This window comes from Pseudomonas rosaeacicularis, from assembly GCF_057128745.1.
Genome location: NZ_JBSKHT010000004.1, coordinates 245,244 through 261,148 on the forward strand (window position 1 = coordinate 245,244; position 15,905 = coordinate 261,148).

The following is a 15,905-nucleotide window of genomic DNA, read 5'->3' on the forward strand; positions in this document are numbered from 1 at the left end:
CCGCCAATAGCCCGGTCGCCAACACGTTGGCTCCTACAAAATCAGCGCGTCGGCGCTTACTTCGCGGTCAGCGCCGAATAGCTGTTCATCAGGTTGCGGTAGTTGGGGATGCGTGGCGACAGCAGGTTGGCCAGGCCTTCCATGTCATTGCGCCAGTCCACTTGCAGCTCGCAGGCCACCGAGAACCAGTTGGTCAGTTGCGCGCCAGCAGCGGTCATGCGTGCCCAGGCCGCTTGCTGAACGGTTTCGTTGAAGGTGCCGGACGCATCCGTCACCACGAACACTTCGTAACCTTCTTCCAGCGCACACAGCGTCGGGAACGCCACGCACACGTCAGTCACCACACCGGCAATAATGATTTGCTTGCGGCCGGTGTCCTTGATCGCCTTGACGAAATCGGCGTTGTCCCAGGCGTTGATCTGACCAGGGCGCTGAATGAACGGCGCGTCAGGGAACAGCTCTTTGAGTTCAGGAACGAGCGGGCCGTTGGGACCTTTGTCGAAGCTGGTAGTGAGGATGGTCGGCAGGTTAAAAAACTTGGCCACGTCCGCCAGTGCCAGCACGTTGTTCTTGAATTCGTTGGGCGAGAAATCCTGCACCAGCGAGATCAATCCGGTCTGGTGATCGACCAGCAAAACAACGGCGTCATCTTTGTTCAAACGCTTGTAGGGGGTGCTCATGGTTGACTCCTTCGAGGGTAAGAATGGTGTCGTGTGAAAGCCGGTGGTCTGCACCGGCCAATCGCCCCGCCGCTATCGCAGGCGAGGCAAGGTTGCTCGGATCAGAACGCGAAACAGGAACAGCCGAACGCGCCCCAGAAACCCTGGAAATCGCTGACCGGCACGCTCGACATGCGCGCTCGCTCGTGGCTGTGGGAATGCACCGTGCAAGGCCCGGCGCACTGGTGAACGCTGGCGGCCATTGGCGCATTCGGGCGCCAGTGGCCGGGCACCATCGCGACCGGCGACCAGTCCGGCAGTACCGGCAAGGTCGGTGGCGACAAGTCGTCGAACTCGGCGGTGCCGTACACCACCTTCCCGTCCACCACGGTCAGCACCGATTCGATCCACTTGATCGACTCTTCCTCAACGCTGAAGAAGTCGGCCGACAGCGCGACCACGTCCGCCAGTTGCCCGACTTTGATCTGGCCTTTTTTGCCCTGCTCGGACGAGAACCAGGCGCTGCCACGGGTGTACAGCTCAAGCGCGGTGGCCCGAGACAGGCCTTCGGGATACAGCTCAAGACCGCCGACAGTACGACCGCTGACCATCCAGTACAGCGAAGTCCACGGGTTGTAGCTAGACACCCGGGTGGCGTCAGTGCCTGCGCCCACCGGCACGCCTTCGGCCAGCATGCGTTTGATTGGTGGCGTGTGCTCGCCGGCCTTGGCCCCGTAACGCTCGACGAAATACTCACCCTGGAACGCCATGCGGTCCTGAATCGCGATGCCGCCGCCCAGCGCTTTCACGCGCTCGATGTTTTTCGGGGTGATGGTTTCGCAGTGATCGAAGAACCACGGGATGCCGTTGAACGGAATTTCACGGTTGACTTTCTCGAACACGTCGAGCATGCGCGAGATCGACTCGTCGTAAGTGGCGTGCAAACGGAACGGCCAGCGGTGCTCGACCAGATGGCGAACCACCGGCTCAAGGTCCTGCTCCATGCCCGGCGGCAGGTCAGGACGCGGCTCCAGAAAGTCCTCGAAGTCGGCCGCCGAGAAGGTCAGCATCTCGCCCGCGCCGTTGTGCCGCAGGAAGTCGTCGCCCTGGTGCAGGGTCACGGTGCTGGTCCAGTTCTTGAAGTCAGTGAGTTCTTCTTTGGGCTTCTGAGTGAACAGGTTGTAGGCGATCCGCACGCTCAATTGTTTGGCCTTGGCCAGCTCTTCGATCACGGCGTAATCGTCGGGATAATTCTGGAAACCGCCACCGGCATCGATGGCACTGGTGACGCCCAGACGGTTCAGCTCGCGCATGAACTGGCGGGTGGAGTTAACCTGATACTCCAGCGGCAGCTTCGGCCCCTTGGCCAGCGTCGAGTACAGAATCATCGCGTTGGGCTTGGCCACCAACATGCCGGTCGGGTCGCCGTTGCTATCACGGACGATCTCACCGCCTGGCGGGTTTGGCGTGTCACGGGTGTAGCCGGCCACTCGCAGCGCGGCGCGATTGAGCAGCGCGCGGTCGTACAAGTGCAGTACGAACACCGGAGTGTCGGGCGCGGCTTGGTTGAGCTCTTCCAGGGTCGGCATGCGCTTTTCGGCAAACTGGAATTCGTTCCAGCCACCGACCACACGCACCCATTGCGGCGTCGGTGTGCGGTCAGCCTGGGCTTTGAGCATGCGCAGCGCATCGGCCAGCGACGGCACACCTTCCCAGCGCAGTTCGAGGTTGTAATTGAGACCGCCACGGATCAGGTGCAAGTGTGAGTCGTTGAGCCCCGGAATCACCGTGCGCTTGTGCATGTCGATGATTTGCGTGGCACTGCCGCGCATCGCCATTACTTCGGCGTCGCTGCCGACGGCGACGAATTTCCCGGCGGAAATAGCGACCGCGCTGGCGGTGGGTTTTTCTTGATCAACGGTATGAAAGTTTCCGTTGAAGAGGATCAGATCGACGTTCATCGCAGTTCCTTGAGCAGAGGATTGAGAAGTTTGAGAGGCGCTGGCGTAACCGGAAAACGGCAAGGAAGAGAAGACCGCAGCCGCTGCGCCGAGCAGCGAGCCCTTGGCCACGAACTGGCGGCGGGCAAGATCAGCGTCGTTATCCTTCATGGTCCGCACCGGGCGCCGCGCTGGCAGTTTTGCCGTTGAGCCATGGCGCGGCGAGTCGGGTGGCGAACGGCATCAGCAGGTAAACCACCAGCAAGACAATGGTCGCGGTGACCAGCGCAGTGCTGAGGATGTAATTGGTGAACACTACGTGCAGGGCGAAGATCGGCTGCCACAGCAGCGGTATCATCAGCGTCAGTGGGCAGATGACGAAGAAGGTCACCACGGCCTGCTTCCAGCGCGGCGGGGGCGGCGCATCGGTGCTGGGGACAAACCAGAATTCGTTGTGACGTTCGATCTCTGTGACGTCGCCATCGGCCAGCATCGGCGCGGCCTCTGCAACCAGCTGGCGGCGCTGCTCGGAATCAAGCCAGGTCTGCATGACCTCGGTTGAACAGTAACGCAGGACACAGGTGAACATGTGCAGCCCGCCGGATTTGCCACGAATGACATCCACGCCCAAATGACCGGGATAAGTGGCGGCCATCGCGACGGTGCGCCGCAACCAGGCTTCGTACTGCGCCTCCATGCCTGACTTGACCCGATGCTTGACCACCAGGGTGACGATCTCGTCGGCCGACAGGCGCGAGGCGGGCATCACGTCCACTTCTCGGGTAATGGAATCAGGCATAACGGAGTGCTCCTGCAAAACGGGCATTGAGCGCCAACCGACCGGGCCCGGCGATCAGCACGCTGGTGAATATGATCAGCAGCAACCAACCGAACTGCCCCTCTTGCACCGTCCATTCGGGGTGAACCGCGAGCAGCGCCACCAGCAACAGAAAGAGGATAGGCAGGCACGCCAAACGCGCCAGTACGCCGATCAGGATCAATAGCGGGCACAGCACTTCGGCGAAGATCGACAGGCACAAAGTCAGCTGAGCGCCGAGATGGAAAGGGTCTTCGATCATCGCCAGTTGCGCGTGGAAATCCAGCAGCTTGGGCAGGCCGTGTACGCACAGCAGAAACAACGCGCCACTGGTTCTGAGAAACAGCAGACCGATGTCCTGGGCATTGTGGTCGAGGATCGAGTCAGTCATTGCACACCAACACATTCAAGAAATGCTTGCCGGGGATGCATCGCGGCAAGCAGTGGTCTCGATAATGACGTGGCGGGTGGACGAGTTATTGAACGGGCGTGCTCTGCTGTGGAAGATTTTTTATTGCTGCTGAATACCTGTTGGAGCGAGGCTTGCCCGCGAAGCTGACGACACGGTGTGTCTGACGTTTCGAGGTGCCAGCTTCGCGAGCAAGCTCGGCTCCAACAGGTGATCGCGCTGATCGCTGAAATCGAGCAGGAGCGATCACATCCTCACGGCATTGGCCGGCTTTCCTGGGACATGAATTGGGTGATGCGCGAACGCAACCAGCGCTCGGCCGGGTCGTTGTCGTGGACGCCGCTCCAGACCATCGACAACTCGGCAGGCTCGATAGGAAATGGCGGATCTTCGGCTCGCAAGGCGCAGCCTTCAACCAGTGCGCACGCCGCATAATCAGGCACGGTGGCGATCAGCTCAGTACCGGCCAGCAACTGCCGCAATCCACTGAACTGCGGCACCGCCACCACCACCCTTCTTGCCCGTCCGACCTTGGCAAGATCAATGTCGATGTTGCCGCTCAGGTCCCCCGAAAACGACACCATCGTGTGGGGCCGAGCGCAGTAATCATCCAGCGTCAGTTCGCCGGGGCGTTTGTCGCCACGCAGCACTTTGACGCCGATATCACGCAGTTTCTTGCGCTTGGAATTGGCCGGCAAATCGGTGGTGTAACTGATGCCCACGGAGATTTCCCCGGACGCCAACAACGCCGGCATCAACAGGAAATTTGCCCGGCGCACCACGACGATGATGCCCGGGGCCTCCTCGCGCAGCTGAGACAGCAGCGGCGGGAACAGACCAAATTCTGCATCGTCCGACAGGCCAATGCGGAACACATCACAACTGGTGGCCGGGTCGAACTCCTTGGCTCGGCTTACCGCACCGGAGATGGTGTCCAGCGCAGGCTGTAGTTCCTTGAGAATCGCCAGGGCCCGAGCCGTCGGTTCCATCGCGCGACCGTTGCGCAACAGCAGCGGGTCATCGAACAGATCACGCAACCGCCCAAGCGCCGCACTGATCGCGGGCTGGCCCATAAACAGTTTTTCTGCGACGCGGGTCAGGTTTCGTTCGAACATCAGGGCTTCGAAGATCACCAGCAGGTTCATGTCGACGCGGCGCAGGTCATTTCGGTTCATGGATCGGTTCCGGGATCAGCGATGAGGAAAGCCTGGAAGGCAATTTGCCGTGCCAGCTAAACACAGCGAGTCATCCTGCGACTTGAACGAATGTGCTGTCCACTGCGCATTGTTGCCAGAACCAATGACACATCACTGATGGGAGTGATCACCACGGTCCCGCTCACTGCTCTGCGTCAGCGGGTAATCAGCCCGCTCGGCGCATCGGCGTGGCGGACGCCGAACGACGCCAGGTAAACGGCGTGACGCCCAGCATGCGGGTGAACACCCGGGTGAAATGCGATTGATCGGCAAATCCGCAATCCAGGCTGATCTGCGAAATCGTGAGATCAGAACCCGTCAGCAGGCCCTTGGCCTTGTCCAGACGCAGCCGCAGAAACCAGTCCCGAGGCGAGACGCCGGTGTTTTTCTTGAACGCACGGGAAAAATGGCTGCGCGACAGCGAGCATTCGCTGGCAATTCGAGCGATCGACAAACCCTGATCCATGTGGCTGTGCATCAGCTCCTTAGCCCGTCGCTCCTGCCACGGCGAAAGCGCCACCCGATCTGATGAAGGCTCGGGCTGATGAAGGGCAAATCGATGCGAATACGGCTGAGGCTGCGCAAGATGGGCGGCACAGGCGGTGGTCAGCGAGCGAGCCTCGCGCGTCAGTGATGAGTTGATTGCGTTCATTCCAGACTCTCCTGCTTGGCGGTTGTAGTCGCAGGGCAATTCTGAAATGGCCGGGCCTTAAAGTCCTTTTTGCCGCATTAAACGTTCTGAATGCAGGTTATGCCTCGTAAATCCGGGGAGATACGACGTGTGACGCTGAGTGGGTGGCGTGAACTTCAGAACATTTCAGGCCGCAGCCAAGGACGGGATGCCTGTGCCGGTCTATGTTGCAATCCGACGATGTGCTCGTTCGCTGCGAGGGATGCATGTGAACACCCGATACGTTGCAGGCGTGCGGATCCCCGACAGCGCGATGGCCCGCGCGGCGACCGAACTGATGCGCGACAGCCAGTCTCGGCTGCTGTTCGACGCGGCGTCGCGCGCGTTTTTATTTGCATCGCTTATTGGTCAAGGCCGGGACGTGCGCTTTGATCCCGACTTGCTGTACGTCAGCGCGCTGTTTTTGCGGGTGGGAGTGACCGCGCTGTACCGTCGCTCGCAGCAGCGCTTTGAGGTCGACAGCGCCGACGCTGCGGTGCAGTTTTTGCGGGGTTATGGTCGGTGCGGTGAAGACATGGTGCAAGTCTGGGATGCGGTTGCGCTGCACACCACGCCGGGCATCCCGGAGCACAAACCTGGCATCACCGCGCTATTGGCAGCGGGCGTCGAAACCGATCTGCTGGGCACTCATTGCCTGGCACTGGGGCCACAGGCGTTGGGGCTGATTCTTGAGGCATTTCCGCGCGAGCCGGGGTTCAAGAGCAAGTTGCTCGACACCCTCGCCCGAGGCCAGACCCACCGCCCGCAAAGCACCCACGGCACGATCAACGCCGACGTACTGCGATTTTGTGACCGCCGCTTCAAAAAGGCCGATTACTGTGAGCGGCTGATGGCGTCGAAGTGGCCGAATTAACCAGCATTGGAATTGAAAGAGCCCGTCCGCAAAACCCGTGGGAGCGAACCTGTCCGCGAAGAGGCCCGTACATCCGCCACATCCCTGCGTCTGGAAACCAGCCTTTGCGAACAGGTTCGCTCCCACAGTGCATCTGAGGCGCTGCTGATGTTTCGGCCTGACGCAAAACCCGTGGGAGCGGACCTGTCCGCGAAGAGGCCCGTACATCCGCCACATCTTTGCGTCTGGAAACCAACCTTCGCGAACAGGTTCGCTCCCACAATGAATCTGACGCGCTGCTGATGTTTCGGCCTGGCACAAAACCCGTGGGAGTGGACCTGTCCGCGAAGAGGCCCGTACATTCGCCACATCCCTGCGTCTGGAAACCAGCATTCGCGAACAGGTTCGCTCCCACATTGAATCTGAGGCGCTGCTGATGTTTCGGCCTGGCACAAAACCCGTGGGAGCGGACCTGTCCGCGAAGAGGCCCGTACATCCGCCACATCCCTGCGTCTGGAAACCAGCCTTCGCGAACAGGTTCGCTCCCACAGTGAATCTGAGGCACTGCTGATGTTTCGGCCTGGCACAAAACCCGTGGGAGTGGACCTGTCCGCCAAGAGGCCCGTACATTCGCCACATCCCTGCGTCTGGAAACCAGCATTCGCGAACAGGTTCGCTCCCACAGTGAATCTGAGGCGCTGCTGATGTTTCGGCCTGACGCAAAACTTGGTGGGAGCGGACCTGTCCGCGAAGAGGCCCGGACATCCGCCACATCTTTGCGTCTGGAAACCAGCCTTCGCGAACAGGTTCGCTCCCACAATGAATCTGAGGCGCTGCTGATGTTTCGGCCTGGCACAAAACCCGTGGGAGCGCACTTGGGCGCGCTGAAATCTGGATTCGACGCCGATAGAGATCTCAACCCCCGGCAGCGCCAACCGGCAGTACAAACACAAACGTCGTGCCGCCGTATCGCGCAGGCATGACATACAAACGTCCGAGATGGGCTTCGATGATCGAGCGGCAGATTGCCAGCCCCATACCCATGCCTTTGTCCTTGGTGCTGAAGAAGGCATTGAACAACTTGTCCATGTGCTCTGGCGCAACGCCGGTGCCGCTGTCTTCGACACTGACCACGATGTATGCCTCGCCCACCACTTCACTGGTGATCGACAACCTGCGCAGCACGTGGTCGCCGCCGCTCATGGCGTCCAGTGCATTGAGAATCAGGTTCAGCACCACTTGCTGCAGCTGCACGCATGAGGCGTACACCCGCAGCGGCGACCGGGTCAGGTGGGTGGTCAGCAAGACCCGCTGTTGCTCGACCTCGTTGGTGGTCAACGCCACCACATGCCGGATGACATCGTTGATCTGCACCCGCTGACGATTCTGCGGCGCCTGCCGGGCCAGCGATTGCAATGCGCTGACGATTTCCCCCGCGCGCCTGCCGTTGTCGAGGATGTCGCGCAACCCGGACATCGCTTCTTCGACCGCCGGCGTTTCGCGATTGAGCCACCGCAGGCTGGCCGCCGCATTGGATACGACGGACGCCAATGGCTGGTTGATCTCATGGGCAATCGAGGCCGCCAGCTCGCCCATGACTGTGGCCTTGGACACCCGCTCAAGTTCTGCGCGGGCATTGCGAAGTGCGGTTTCCGTGTCCTTGCGACGGGCGTTTTCTTCCACCAGTTCGGCATATAACCGCGCGGTCTCCAAAGAAATCGCCGCCTGCCCCGCCAGCAACTCCAGCACCGTGGTACGACTGGTGGTGAACACACCCGACGCCAAATTGTTTTCCAGGTACAACACGCCGATCACCTGCCCTTGCTTGATCAGCGGCAGACACAACACCGAGCGCACCTGGTGACGCAGCAGGTATTGGTCGGCGGAAAAATACGGATCGTTGCCCACATCATCGAACACCAGGCGCTGGCGGGTGCGCATCACTCGATAAAGGATCGACAACGGCAAATCGTTTTTCCCCGGCGCGACGCTTGCCAGCGTGATGACAATTGCGCCCTCCTGGCTCTGCCCGGTGGCGCTGATGAAAGGTGCCCCATCCTTCACCAGCAACAACAAGGCCCGTTGCGCACCGGCGTGCAGGATAGTGTTGGTCAGCAGAATCTCGATCAGGCGGTCCAGCAGCATTTCTTCGCACAGCGCCTGATTGGCTTTCATTACAGACACCAGGTCAAGCGTGTCCTGGCCGCCTGGAATGCTGATCGAAGCCCGCGAGGCTGAAATTAATTGTCCGCCCGCAAGCGGCAGAAGCCCCTGGGAATCGGCACCGACCAGCGAACGCGGCGCAGCGCGAACACCGGCGTTGCGCTGGTCAGGGACGAAATCCGGAATGTCCTGAAACCGCCGCCATTGCGTCAGGCAATGACGCAGATCCGCCGCCAGCCCGTGGGCTGTCTGATAGCGGTCTGCGGGATTCTTGGCGATGAGCTTGAGCACCAGGCGGGCCAGTGGCGCGGGAATATCGCCACGAAACTGACTGAGCAGTGGCGGCTGACGTGCGACGTGGCAATACACCCACTCCACCGCATCCGCAGCTTCAAACGGCAGTTGCCCGGTCAACCACTCGTAAAAGGTCATGCCCAAGGCATACAGGTCGCTGCGCTCATCGGCCTGCCGCTCGACCCGGCGTGCCTGCTCGGGGGACATGTACGCCAGCGACCCGCAGATCGAGTCGCAGTCGCTGGCCGGATCGCCCTGCGCCAGTCCGATACTCAAGCCGAAACCGGTCAGGCGTACCACGCCATCCGCACCCCGGACCAGATTGCACGGCTTGATATCGCGGTGCAGCAGCTGTGCGTCATGGGCATGAGCCAGCGCGGCAGCGGCGCCCTCGGCCAGTGACAGAAAGTCCTCGAGCGTGTGGCCGCCATCTGGTTGCTGATGTAGCGAAGTGCCTGCGGGGTCGTTCAAAACCAGCAACAAGCCGTCGCGTGATTGCAGCAACGCCAGCGGCTGCAATGACCAGCCGGGAAGCAGCGAGCCTGCCAGCGAATACTCGTGTTCAAGCCGATGCAACGCGCTGGCGCCCGCGAGCGCCGCAGGCCGCACGATCCGCCACGCCTCATCTGTGTCGGGGCGTCGGACGCGGTAGTGGCCCAGCTCTCCATCCAGATACAGAAACTCCCAGACGAGGCTGTCCAGCCACCGGCTATCCAGACCTGCAGCGGCGCGTCCTGAAACAGGAGTTACGTTGACGATGCTGCTCATGAAAGCCCTTGAGTGCATCCCACGGCGCCTTTTTAAGGCGAGGCCGACGACACAACGGCGCAAAAATCCGTGGGGAAACGCTGGATAAAAATTTCGATGTGCACTGTCATCGACAGTAACGATGACGATCATAGGCCGAAGTTTGTGGCAGTGATAGTTGGGGAAAAGAGGATGTCGGACGACATTTCAACAAGTTTTAAGAGCACATGGATAATTGTGCTCCCGATTAATCTGACAACACGCCTAAACGCTCGCGCATCTTCAGAAGTTCGATAACCGTACGGGCGTTCATCTTTGTCATTACGTGCCGTTTATGCACTTTTGCAGTGACTTCACTAGTACCCAGTTCAAGGGCTATTTGTTTATTCATCTTGCCTGTAATCAGCAACGCCAGTACTTCGCGCTCCCGCGGCGTCAGGCTGTTGAAGCGCTGGCGAACGCTGGACGTCACTGCCCGGTCCGCCCAGTTGCACGCGTCCTGCTGCAACGCCTGACGCACCAGATCAATGAGGGTATCGGGCTCGAAGGGTTTGGTCAGGAATTCATGAGCGCCGGCTTTGATGGCCCGAACTGACATGGGAATGGTGCCGAAACCGGTCATGAAGATAATCGGAAAGCCATGCCCGCGACGCAGCAGTTCGCTCTGCAGATCAAAGCCATTGCCGACACTGAGATTGACGTCCAGCAGCAGGCAGGTCGGCTGTTCGGCGAAATCGCTCTGCAAAAACTCCTCGGCGGTGGCGAACGCCTGGGATTCCATGTCCGCCGAACTGAGCAGTCGCCCCAGCGCCACCCGCATGGCTGCATCGTCATCCACGACGTAAACAATCGGTGTCGCACTCATAAAGGCTTCCGTTGGGCGTGCTACCGGCTGGCCGCCAGCATCCTCTGATGTCGCGCATGATAACCGTCAGGCCCGATTGGTCCAGAAGTCCCGGTTTGTAGCGTTGCGATCGACAGCGCTGAGGCACGTCGTTGGGCAACCGGCGCATCGCTGTGATCGAGAGGGATCTGCCCTGCGCCCTGAAGGGCGCATTTGATGAACGCCCGCGTCGAATCAGGTACGGCGTAGAACCGGAACGGCCCTTGGGCGGTGACGTTGAGCAGGGATTTAAGCGCCAGCCCGATGATGCAGTCAAGCACCCGGGAGCGCGGGATTTTGCGGTCCTGAACGGCGTCGCAGGCAAGGTCCAGGGTGAAACGGCCCTGCACTTGGCTGAGGCGTTCAAGCACCGCCAACTCATCGTCGTCGAGCAGACGCAGGCTCCAGATCAGAGACGCCTGCAGCGTCTGGTGACGCGAAGGCGCGGTGCGCAAACCGGAGCTGAGCAAATGCAGGTGTTCATCCAGGCTTGCGATCAGCTCAAACAGGCCCAATCCGCAGGCGCGGGCTGCGGCCATTTGCAGCGCCAGAGGCACGCCTTCCAGTCGCCGGCAGACCTCGCCCATCAGCTCGACGCTCTGGGTGTCCAGTCTCGAATCAGCGTCAGGGCACAGATGCCGATGTGCAAATGTGCCGTCCAGCTCGCGCATGTGCATCGACAGCAACTGCACTGACGCCGAGCTCAATATCGCCTGACGATCCGCGCCGACTTCGGGCACGTCCAGCGCCGCAACGCGCACACTGCGCTCATGGGCAATGCGCAGCGGCTCGCGACTGGTGGCCAGCACTGTCAGGCCTGGGCACTGATGCATCAGCCCTTCGACCAGAGTGGCCACCGCTTCAATCATGTGCTCGCAGTTGTCCAGAACGATCAGACAGGTATGGCCGGCGAGACGGCTCATCAGGCTCTGCGGGGTGGGATCGGTGTGGGTGCAGTCGATGCCCAGGGCGCTGGCCATGGCGTCCATTAAAAGGAGGGAGCCGTTCAACTCCGCCAGCGACACGAAATACACCGCCGCAGACCGAGTGCTCGCGAAACACTGGGCGACCTCGATGGCGAGCGCGGTTTTGCCTACCCCGCCCGGCCCGGTCAATGTGACGAGCGCGCAGACACTGAGGGCCTGACAGACTTCATTGAACAAGACCTCCCGCCCTACCAACGGCACGCTGCCGGGCAGCGTCGGCTCGGGCCGTGACGGCTCTTCGAACGAGGGGTGCTGCGACCTGACTTCCGTTTGCGCCGCGCCAGCCCCCAGCAGCACGTAGCCCCGCCCGGCAATAGTGCGGATCAGATCACGATCGTCGCCGAGCGCTTTGCGCAGCGCCGAGATATGAACCTGCAGGTTGTTCTCTTCGACCACTGTCTGCGGCCAGACGCAGTGCAGTATTTCGTCCTTGGTGACCAAGCGTCCCTGACAGCGGATCAGCAAGTGGAGGATATCGAACGCACGAGCACCCACACGCAACGCCGCGCCGTCCTTGAATAATTCCCTTTGCTCGAGGCAAACACGGGTCTGACCCAGATTTATCATTTTATTCACGCTGTCCTTTTGGGGGTTCGTATTGCCTGCCGTCACCGGCAGCGCCCACGGATCGTTCGCTCACAAATGGCATTCGTCATTGGGGAGAGTCGTCTATTTCGAACGGGTATCTAATCAGCTAACCACGCCACTCGATATTATCTGTTGGGGTAGTTTTTCGAATGAGGGCATTAAGACGACAGCTCGCCTGGCGTGAACCGGAACAGCGCTACTTCAATTTGGTGAGTTGCAAACAAGCCGCGTTCCCACGTTAATTGCGAAGAATGCTCTAGTGCGTCATCAAAAGTTGTCGCAACGGTTAACTTCTTAAAACTGGACTTCACTGGACGGGCAGTGCCGCAAACATCAATGCCGACCGTCCACACAGCGCTTCAGACAGGCAGGAACACCAGCCGTTGCTGGCGGCTGCGCCAGACGCTGGGCGTTTGGCCGACAAGACGGGAAAACACTCGGGTGAGATGAGGTTGGTCCGCAAAACCGCACTCCTGCGCGATGCGCGCCATCGGGATGACGGGCTGTTCCAGCAACATGCCCTTGGCCCGCTCGACACGCATGTGCAGCAACCAGGTGTGCGGCGCAACGCCGGTGGCTTGTTTGAACGCTCGGGAAAAGTGACTGCGCGAGAGTGAGCACTCCTGAGCGATGCGCTCCACCGACAGGTCGTTGCCTAACTGGCTGGCTATCAGTTCCTGAGCCAGACGCAATTGAACAGGCGTGAGGCTGGCACAAGGCTTGCCCGACGCTGGCCGAACCCGACCATAGTGCTGCAGCGCGTGGCCGAACATCGCCAACAGCACGTGATCGATAAACAAACGGTTGGCCATATCCGGACGCTGCAGCGCAGGCAGCAGTGCCTGCGCCAGGTGATAGAGCACCGGATCTTGGCTGCCCCCTTGCTCGTAGCGGAACATATCGACCTTCGCCCCGCCATTCTCGGCCTGCAGCTGGTCCAGCGTCTGCCGGGGGATGTTCACGCGAAGGTTGTCGTAGGCCGAACGATGCTGGCAGCGTAACTCGTCTCCCATGAACGGCAGCGAGACACTGCCCTGCTGATACCCGCCGCTGTAGCTAAGACGCCGCCCCCGCCATAGCCGGTGATCGGCGAAATCTTCCAGCTGCACGATGATCGAAAACGCGTCCGCGCATGGGATATCGATCACCCGCGCTGGATCAGGCGTCGCGTGGGTTGCCCGCGTCGCGGTGATGCTGTCGCGGCTGAGCTGGGTAATCAAGGGTGCGTTCAAGGCGGGGTCCAGGGTCGGTCCATTGTCCGGTACGAGGTCCGGCAGGTAATTAAGTGAAAAGCGGCTGCGATTCTAGCCCAACACGCCGCCACTGCAGTCCCAGAAAGCGTCGGAGCGATCACGCTAGTAGCGATACTGAATCAGTGGCCTACTTCGCGATAAGCGTCTGGCTCCTTACTTTGAAAAAAACTAAACGATGCCTGAAATTGATGCATTCCGCGGCTAGTCTAAATACAAGGTTTGAATTTTCAATATTCATGCTGCCATCACGGACGATTGACGAGGCACAGGGAAGACGCTATGAAATGGCTGACAAAACTGTACAAAAACTTATTTTTCAGACAAATACCAGACCCCTTAGACCCATTCCCAACAAACTGGCTTACCGATTTTCGCATCCAGCTGACTTCGGCCAGCGATCATCAATACGCCAATGATAAACAGCAGGTAGAAATCACCATAACCGTAAAGGCGCGAGAATCAAAAGAAATAACGGAAGATGAACTCGAAAGCCTCCGCGTCGTGGAAAGGAATGCTGCGGGCGCCTTTATTGCTCTGGAAACAGAGGCTTCCACAGGAAATTGGTGGGTATCGACTGAAAAAAATGAATACGACTATTACGCATCGATTACTTCCCCACCCCTCGACTTGCACGCAGTGGCAAAGAGTGCAACATCGTCATCCGACAATGACTACCAAGCCAATCCGCTGCTTGAAAGAAAATTCTACGCCATGACCTCAGCATCGGGGGGCACAACCAAACAACTCTGGGCACAAATCACCAAAGGTTCCGGCGAGGTTTATGAAACCAATTTTGAATTTGTCACAGATATCACGTTAGTAGCCGTCCCCATTCCTCAATATTCAGCGCCTGCCGATTACTCTATCAACCGGACATTAATATCGGGCAGCGAAAGTTCAGGGATATTCATATACGAGTGGGTTATTTTTCCGTTCGGAGTGAAGCTGTACTCCGCGACAATGTCTCCATCCGGAATGATTCAATGGCAAGATAAAGCCCCTGACGAAACCAAAGCTTCCTACGTCGCTTTTGCCGGGCCAAAGGAAGCTAATTTTAAACACAACCCCGCCATTGTGACGGGCGACTATTTCGTAGCGAATGAACGCGCTGATAACGTCAGTTCGCCAAACTCAGACAAAATTGTTGTACTGCTGCAAGGCTCTTTATTCATTCCCTATCACAGCGAAAGCGCCAACACCCAAAATGGTCCCTGCACGATCACGGCCGTGGATTATCAAGGCAACCCCCATCTTTTCAAGATAAAGTTCAAACTCCCGACGGGCCTGGAAGGCCGAACCAACCTGGAAATATCAGACGCTAGTTAGTCAAATCAAAACAAACAAGGGAGCAAATATTATGAAGAAGAAAACACATCCACTGGTCGAATCTAAAATTCGTGCTCAATGGACCCATTTGAGTAAGTTCCAGGTTATGTACCTGGGCCGTACCACCGACAACACTCTCGCTCATGTTTTCCGCAACGGCCACCAACAGGTGCCTGTACAGATCGTTATTGCGGCGCGCGACGCCAACAATGAACTGGTTGAGATACCTGAGGCCGACCTAAAGAATATTAATCTCGTGGAATATTATACCCGCACACGCCTCATTAATACGGAGGTCAGACTCTATCGATCTGCGGAATTTGACTACTATCCCGAAAGCGCGAAGTCTTCAACCATAAAAATTGACCACCTAGAAACAATTAACGAAGACGAATTATCCGTAATACCGACACCTTCAACAAACTACTCGATCACTACTACCCCTTTTACTCGCGTGTCGCCATCGCCCTCTGAAGAGGACACCATTCAGGACCAGACGTTCTTTCTTTACTTATCGACCAAAAACGTCAATGCCATGCGCATCGGCGCTAGCTTGCCGTCACCCATCGGTGGTGTCATTCACACATGTAGCAGCGATGCCGCTCCCGGTGGCGGAGCGGACGGTGGAGCATTTAACAGCTCGTTGACTATTAATCCTGTGCCACCTCGAAACTATTCAGCCTCGGATTTCACATTGACACGTACTGATTATTCAAGCGCCGAATATCTCGACGTCGACTTGTATGAATACTATCTCACAGACCACAACTATCAGATCAGGAGAATTACTTACACAATGGTAGTATGGGGGGAGGTGTACGCCCGATATAAGCCTGCCTCTAGAAAAGGCTACTTCCTGTGTGCACCCCCTCCAGGAAATACAACTGTGAGGCATGTCCATTCCCAGTTTTCCTGGGTATATGCTGACATCGAAGTCAATCAGGGATGGAGTTTGGGGCGTGCATCATTGATTCGGGTTTACGAAATAAAAGAATGCACGGCCACCGCTTGGGGTGGCGACGGCCAAGCTACGACAATAGACAACTACGGCAACGAGAGCATTATTCGTTTCAGATCTGGAGATGGAAATACCATTTACTTAACTGATTAACCCTTCGAAT

General features: G+C 58.7%; 13 protein-coding genes. 3 read left to right on the forward strand and 10 right to left on the reverse strand.

Annotation, left to right across the window (positions count from 1 at the left end; all coding sequences use genetic code 11):
* Positions 1-56 precede the first annotated feature (56 nt).
* From ycaC to ACWKWM_RS07765, 6 genes are all read right to left on the reverse strand, one after another.
* Entirely contained in the window at positions 57-680 is a 624-nt protein-coding gene (gene ycaC / locus ACWKWM_RS07740; protein ID WP_483845577.1) for an isochorismate family cysteine hydrolase YcaC, read from the reverse strand.
* A gap of 101 nt (positions 681-781) precedes the next feature.
* Entirely contained in the window at positions 782-2,620 is a 1,839-nt protein-coding gene (locus ACWKWM_RS07745) for an amidohydrolase (protein ID WP_483845636.1), read from the reverse strand.
* Between the two features lie 139 nt (positions 2,621-2,759).
* Positions 2,760-3,398 carry an antibiotic biosynthesis monooxygenase gene (locus ACWKWM_RS07750; RefSeq protein ID WP_483845578.1) on the reverse strand — a complete coding sequence of 213 codons (639 nt, stop codon included), beginning with the start codon at positions 3,396-3,398 and terminating at the stop codon, positions 2,760-2,762.
* The gene (locus ACWKWM_RS07755; protein WP_483845579.1) at positions 3,391-3,807 is read right to left on the reverse strand and encodes a DoxX family protein; all 417 of its coding nucleotides are present in this window, start codon (positions 3,805-3,807) and stop codon (positions 3,391-3,393) included. The genes ACWKWM_RS07750 and ACWKWM_RS07755 overlap by 8 nt, the downstream gene beginning before the upstream one ends.
* 272 nt (positions 3,808-4,079) lie before the next feature.
* A complete protein-coding gene (locus ACWKWM_RS07760; protein ID WP_483845580.1) occupies positions 4,080-5,000 on the reverse strand; it encodes a LysR family transcriptional regulator in 921 nt (306 codons plus the stop codon).
* 187 nt (positions 5,001-5,187) lie between these two features.
* Positions 5,188-5,673: a helix-turn-helix domain-containing protein gene (locus ACWKWM_RS07765; RefSeq protein WP_483845581.1), complete on the reverse strand. Its 486-nt coding sequence runs from the start codon at positions 5,671-5,673 to the stop codon at positions 5,188-5,190.
* 241 nt (positions 5,674-5,914) lie between these two features.
* Between ACWKWM_RS07765 and ACWKWM_RS07770 the strand changes: the two genes are divergently transcribed.
* On the forward strand, positions 5,915-6,565 hold the full coding sequence (locus ACWKWM_RS07770) for a phosphohydrolase (protein ID WP_483845637.1): 651 nt from the start codon (positions 5,915-5,917) through the stop codon (positions 6,563-6,565).
* Positions 6,566-7,459: 894 nt separating this feature from the next.
* Here ACWKWM_RS07770 and ACWKWM_RS07775 read toward each other — a convergent pair.
* The 4 genes from ACWKWM_RS07775 to ACWKWM_RS07790 all read right to left on the reverse strand — a co-directional run bounded on the left by ACWKWM_RS07775 (position 7,460) and on the right by ACWKWM_RS07790 (position 13,437).
* The gene (locus ACWKWM_RS07775) at positions 7,460-9,769 is read right to left on the reverse strand and encodes an ATP-binding protein (protein ID WP_483845582.1); all 2,310 of its coding nucleotides are present in this window, start codon (positions 9,767-9,769) and stop codon (positions 7,460-7,462) included.
* A gap of 226 nt (positions 9,770-9,995) precedes the next feature.
* Positions 9,996-10,613, reverse strand: a complete 618-nt coding sequence (locus ACWKWM_RS07780) for a response regulator transcription factor (RefSeq protein ID WP_483845583.1) — start codon at positions 10,611-10,613, stop codon at positions 9,996-9,998.
* A gap of 20 nt (positions 10,614-10,633) precedes the next feature.
* Complete coding sequence (locus ACWKWM_RS07785; RefSeq protein ID WP_483845638.1) at positions 10,634-12,184, reverse strand: ATP-binding protein; 1,551 nt, start codon at positions 12,182-12,184, stop codon at positions 10,634-10,636.
* Positions 12,185-12,564: 380 nt separating this feature from the next.
* Entirely contained in the window at positions 12,565-13,437 is an 873-nt protein-coding gene (locus ACWKWM_RS07790) for a helix-turn-helix domain-containing protein (protein ID WP_483845584.1), read from the reverse strand.
* Between the two features lie 300 nt (positions 13,438-13,737).
* Here ACWKWM_RS07790 and ACWKWM_RS07795 point away from each other — a divergent pair, with 300 nt between their 5' ends.
* Positions 13,738-14,784 (forward strand): hypothetical protein, encoded by a 1,047-nt coding sequence (locus tag ACWKWM_RS07795; RefSeq protein ID WP_483845585.1) that lies wholly within the window; start codon positions 13,738-13,740, stop codon positions 14,782-14,784.
* 31 nt (positions 14,785-14,815) lie between these two features.
* Positions 14,816-15,895 (forward strand): hypothetical protein, encoded by a 1,080-nt coding sequence (locus ACWKWM_RS07800; RefSeq protein ID WP_483845586.1) that lies wholly within the window; start codon positions 14,816-14,818, stop codon positions 15,893-15,895.
* Positions 15,896-15,905: the final 10 nt, after the last annotated feature.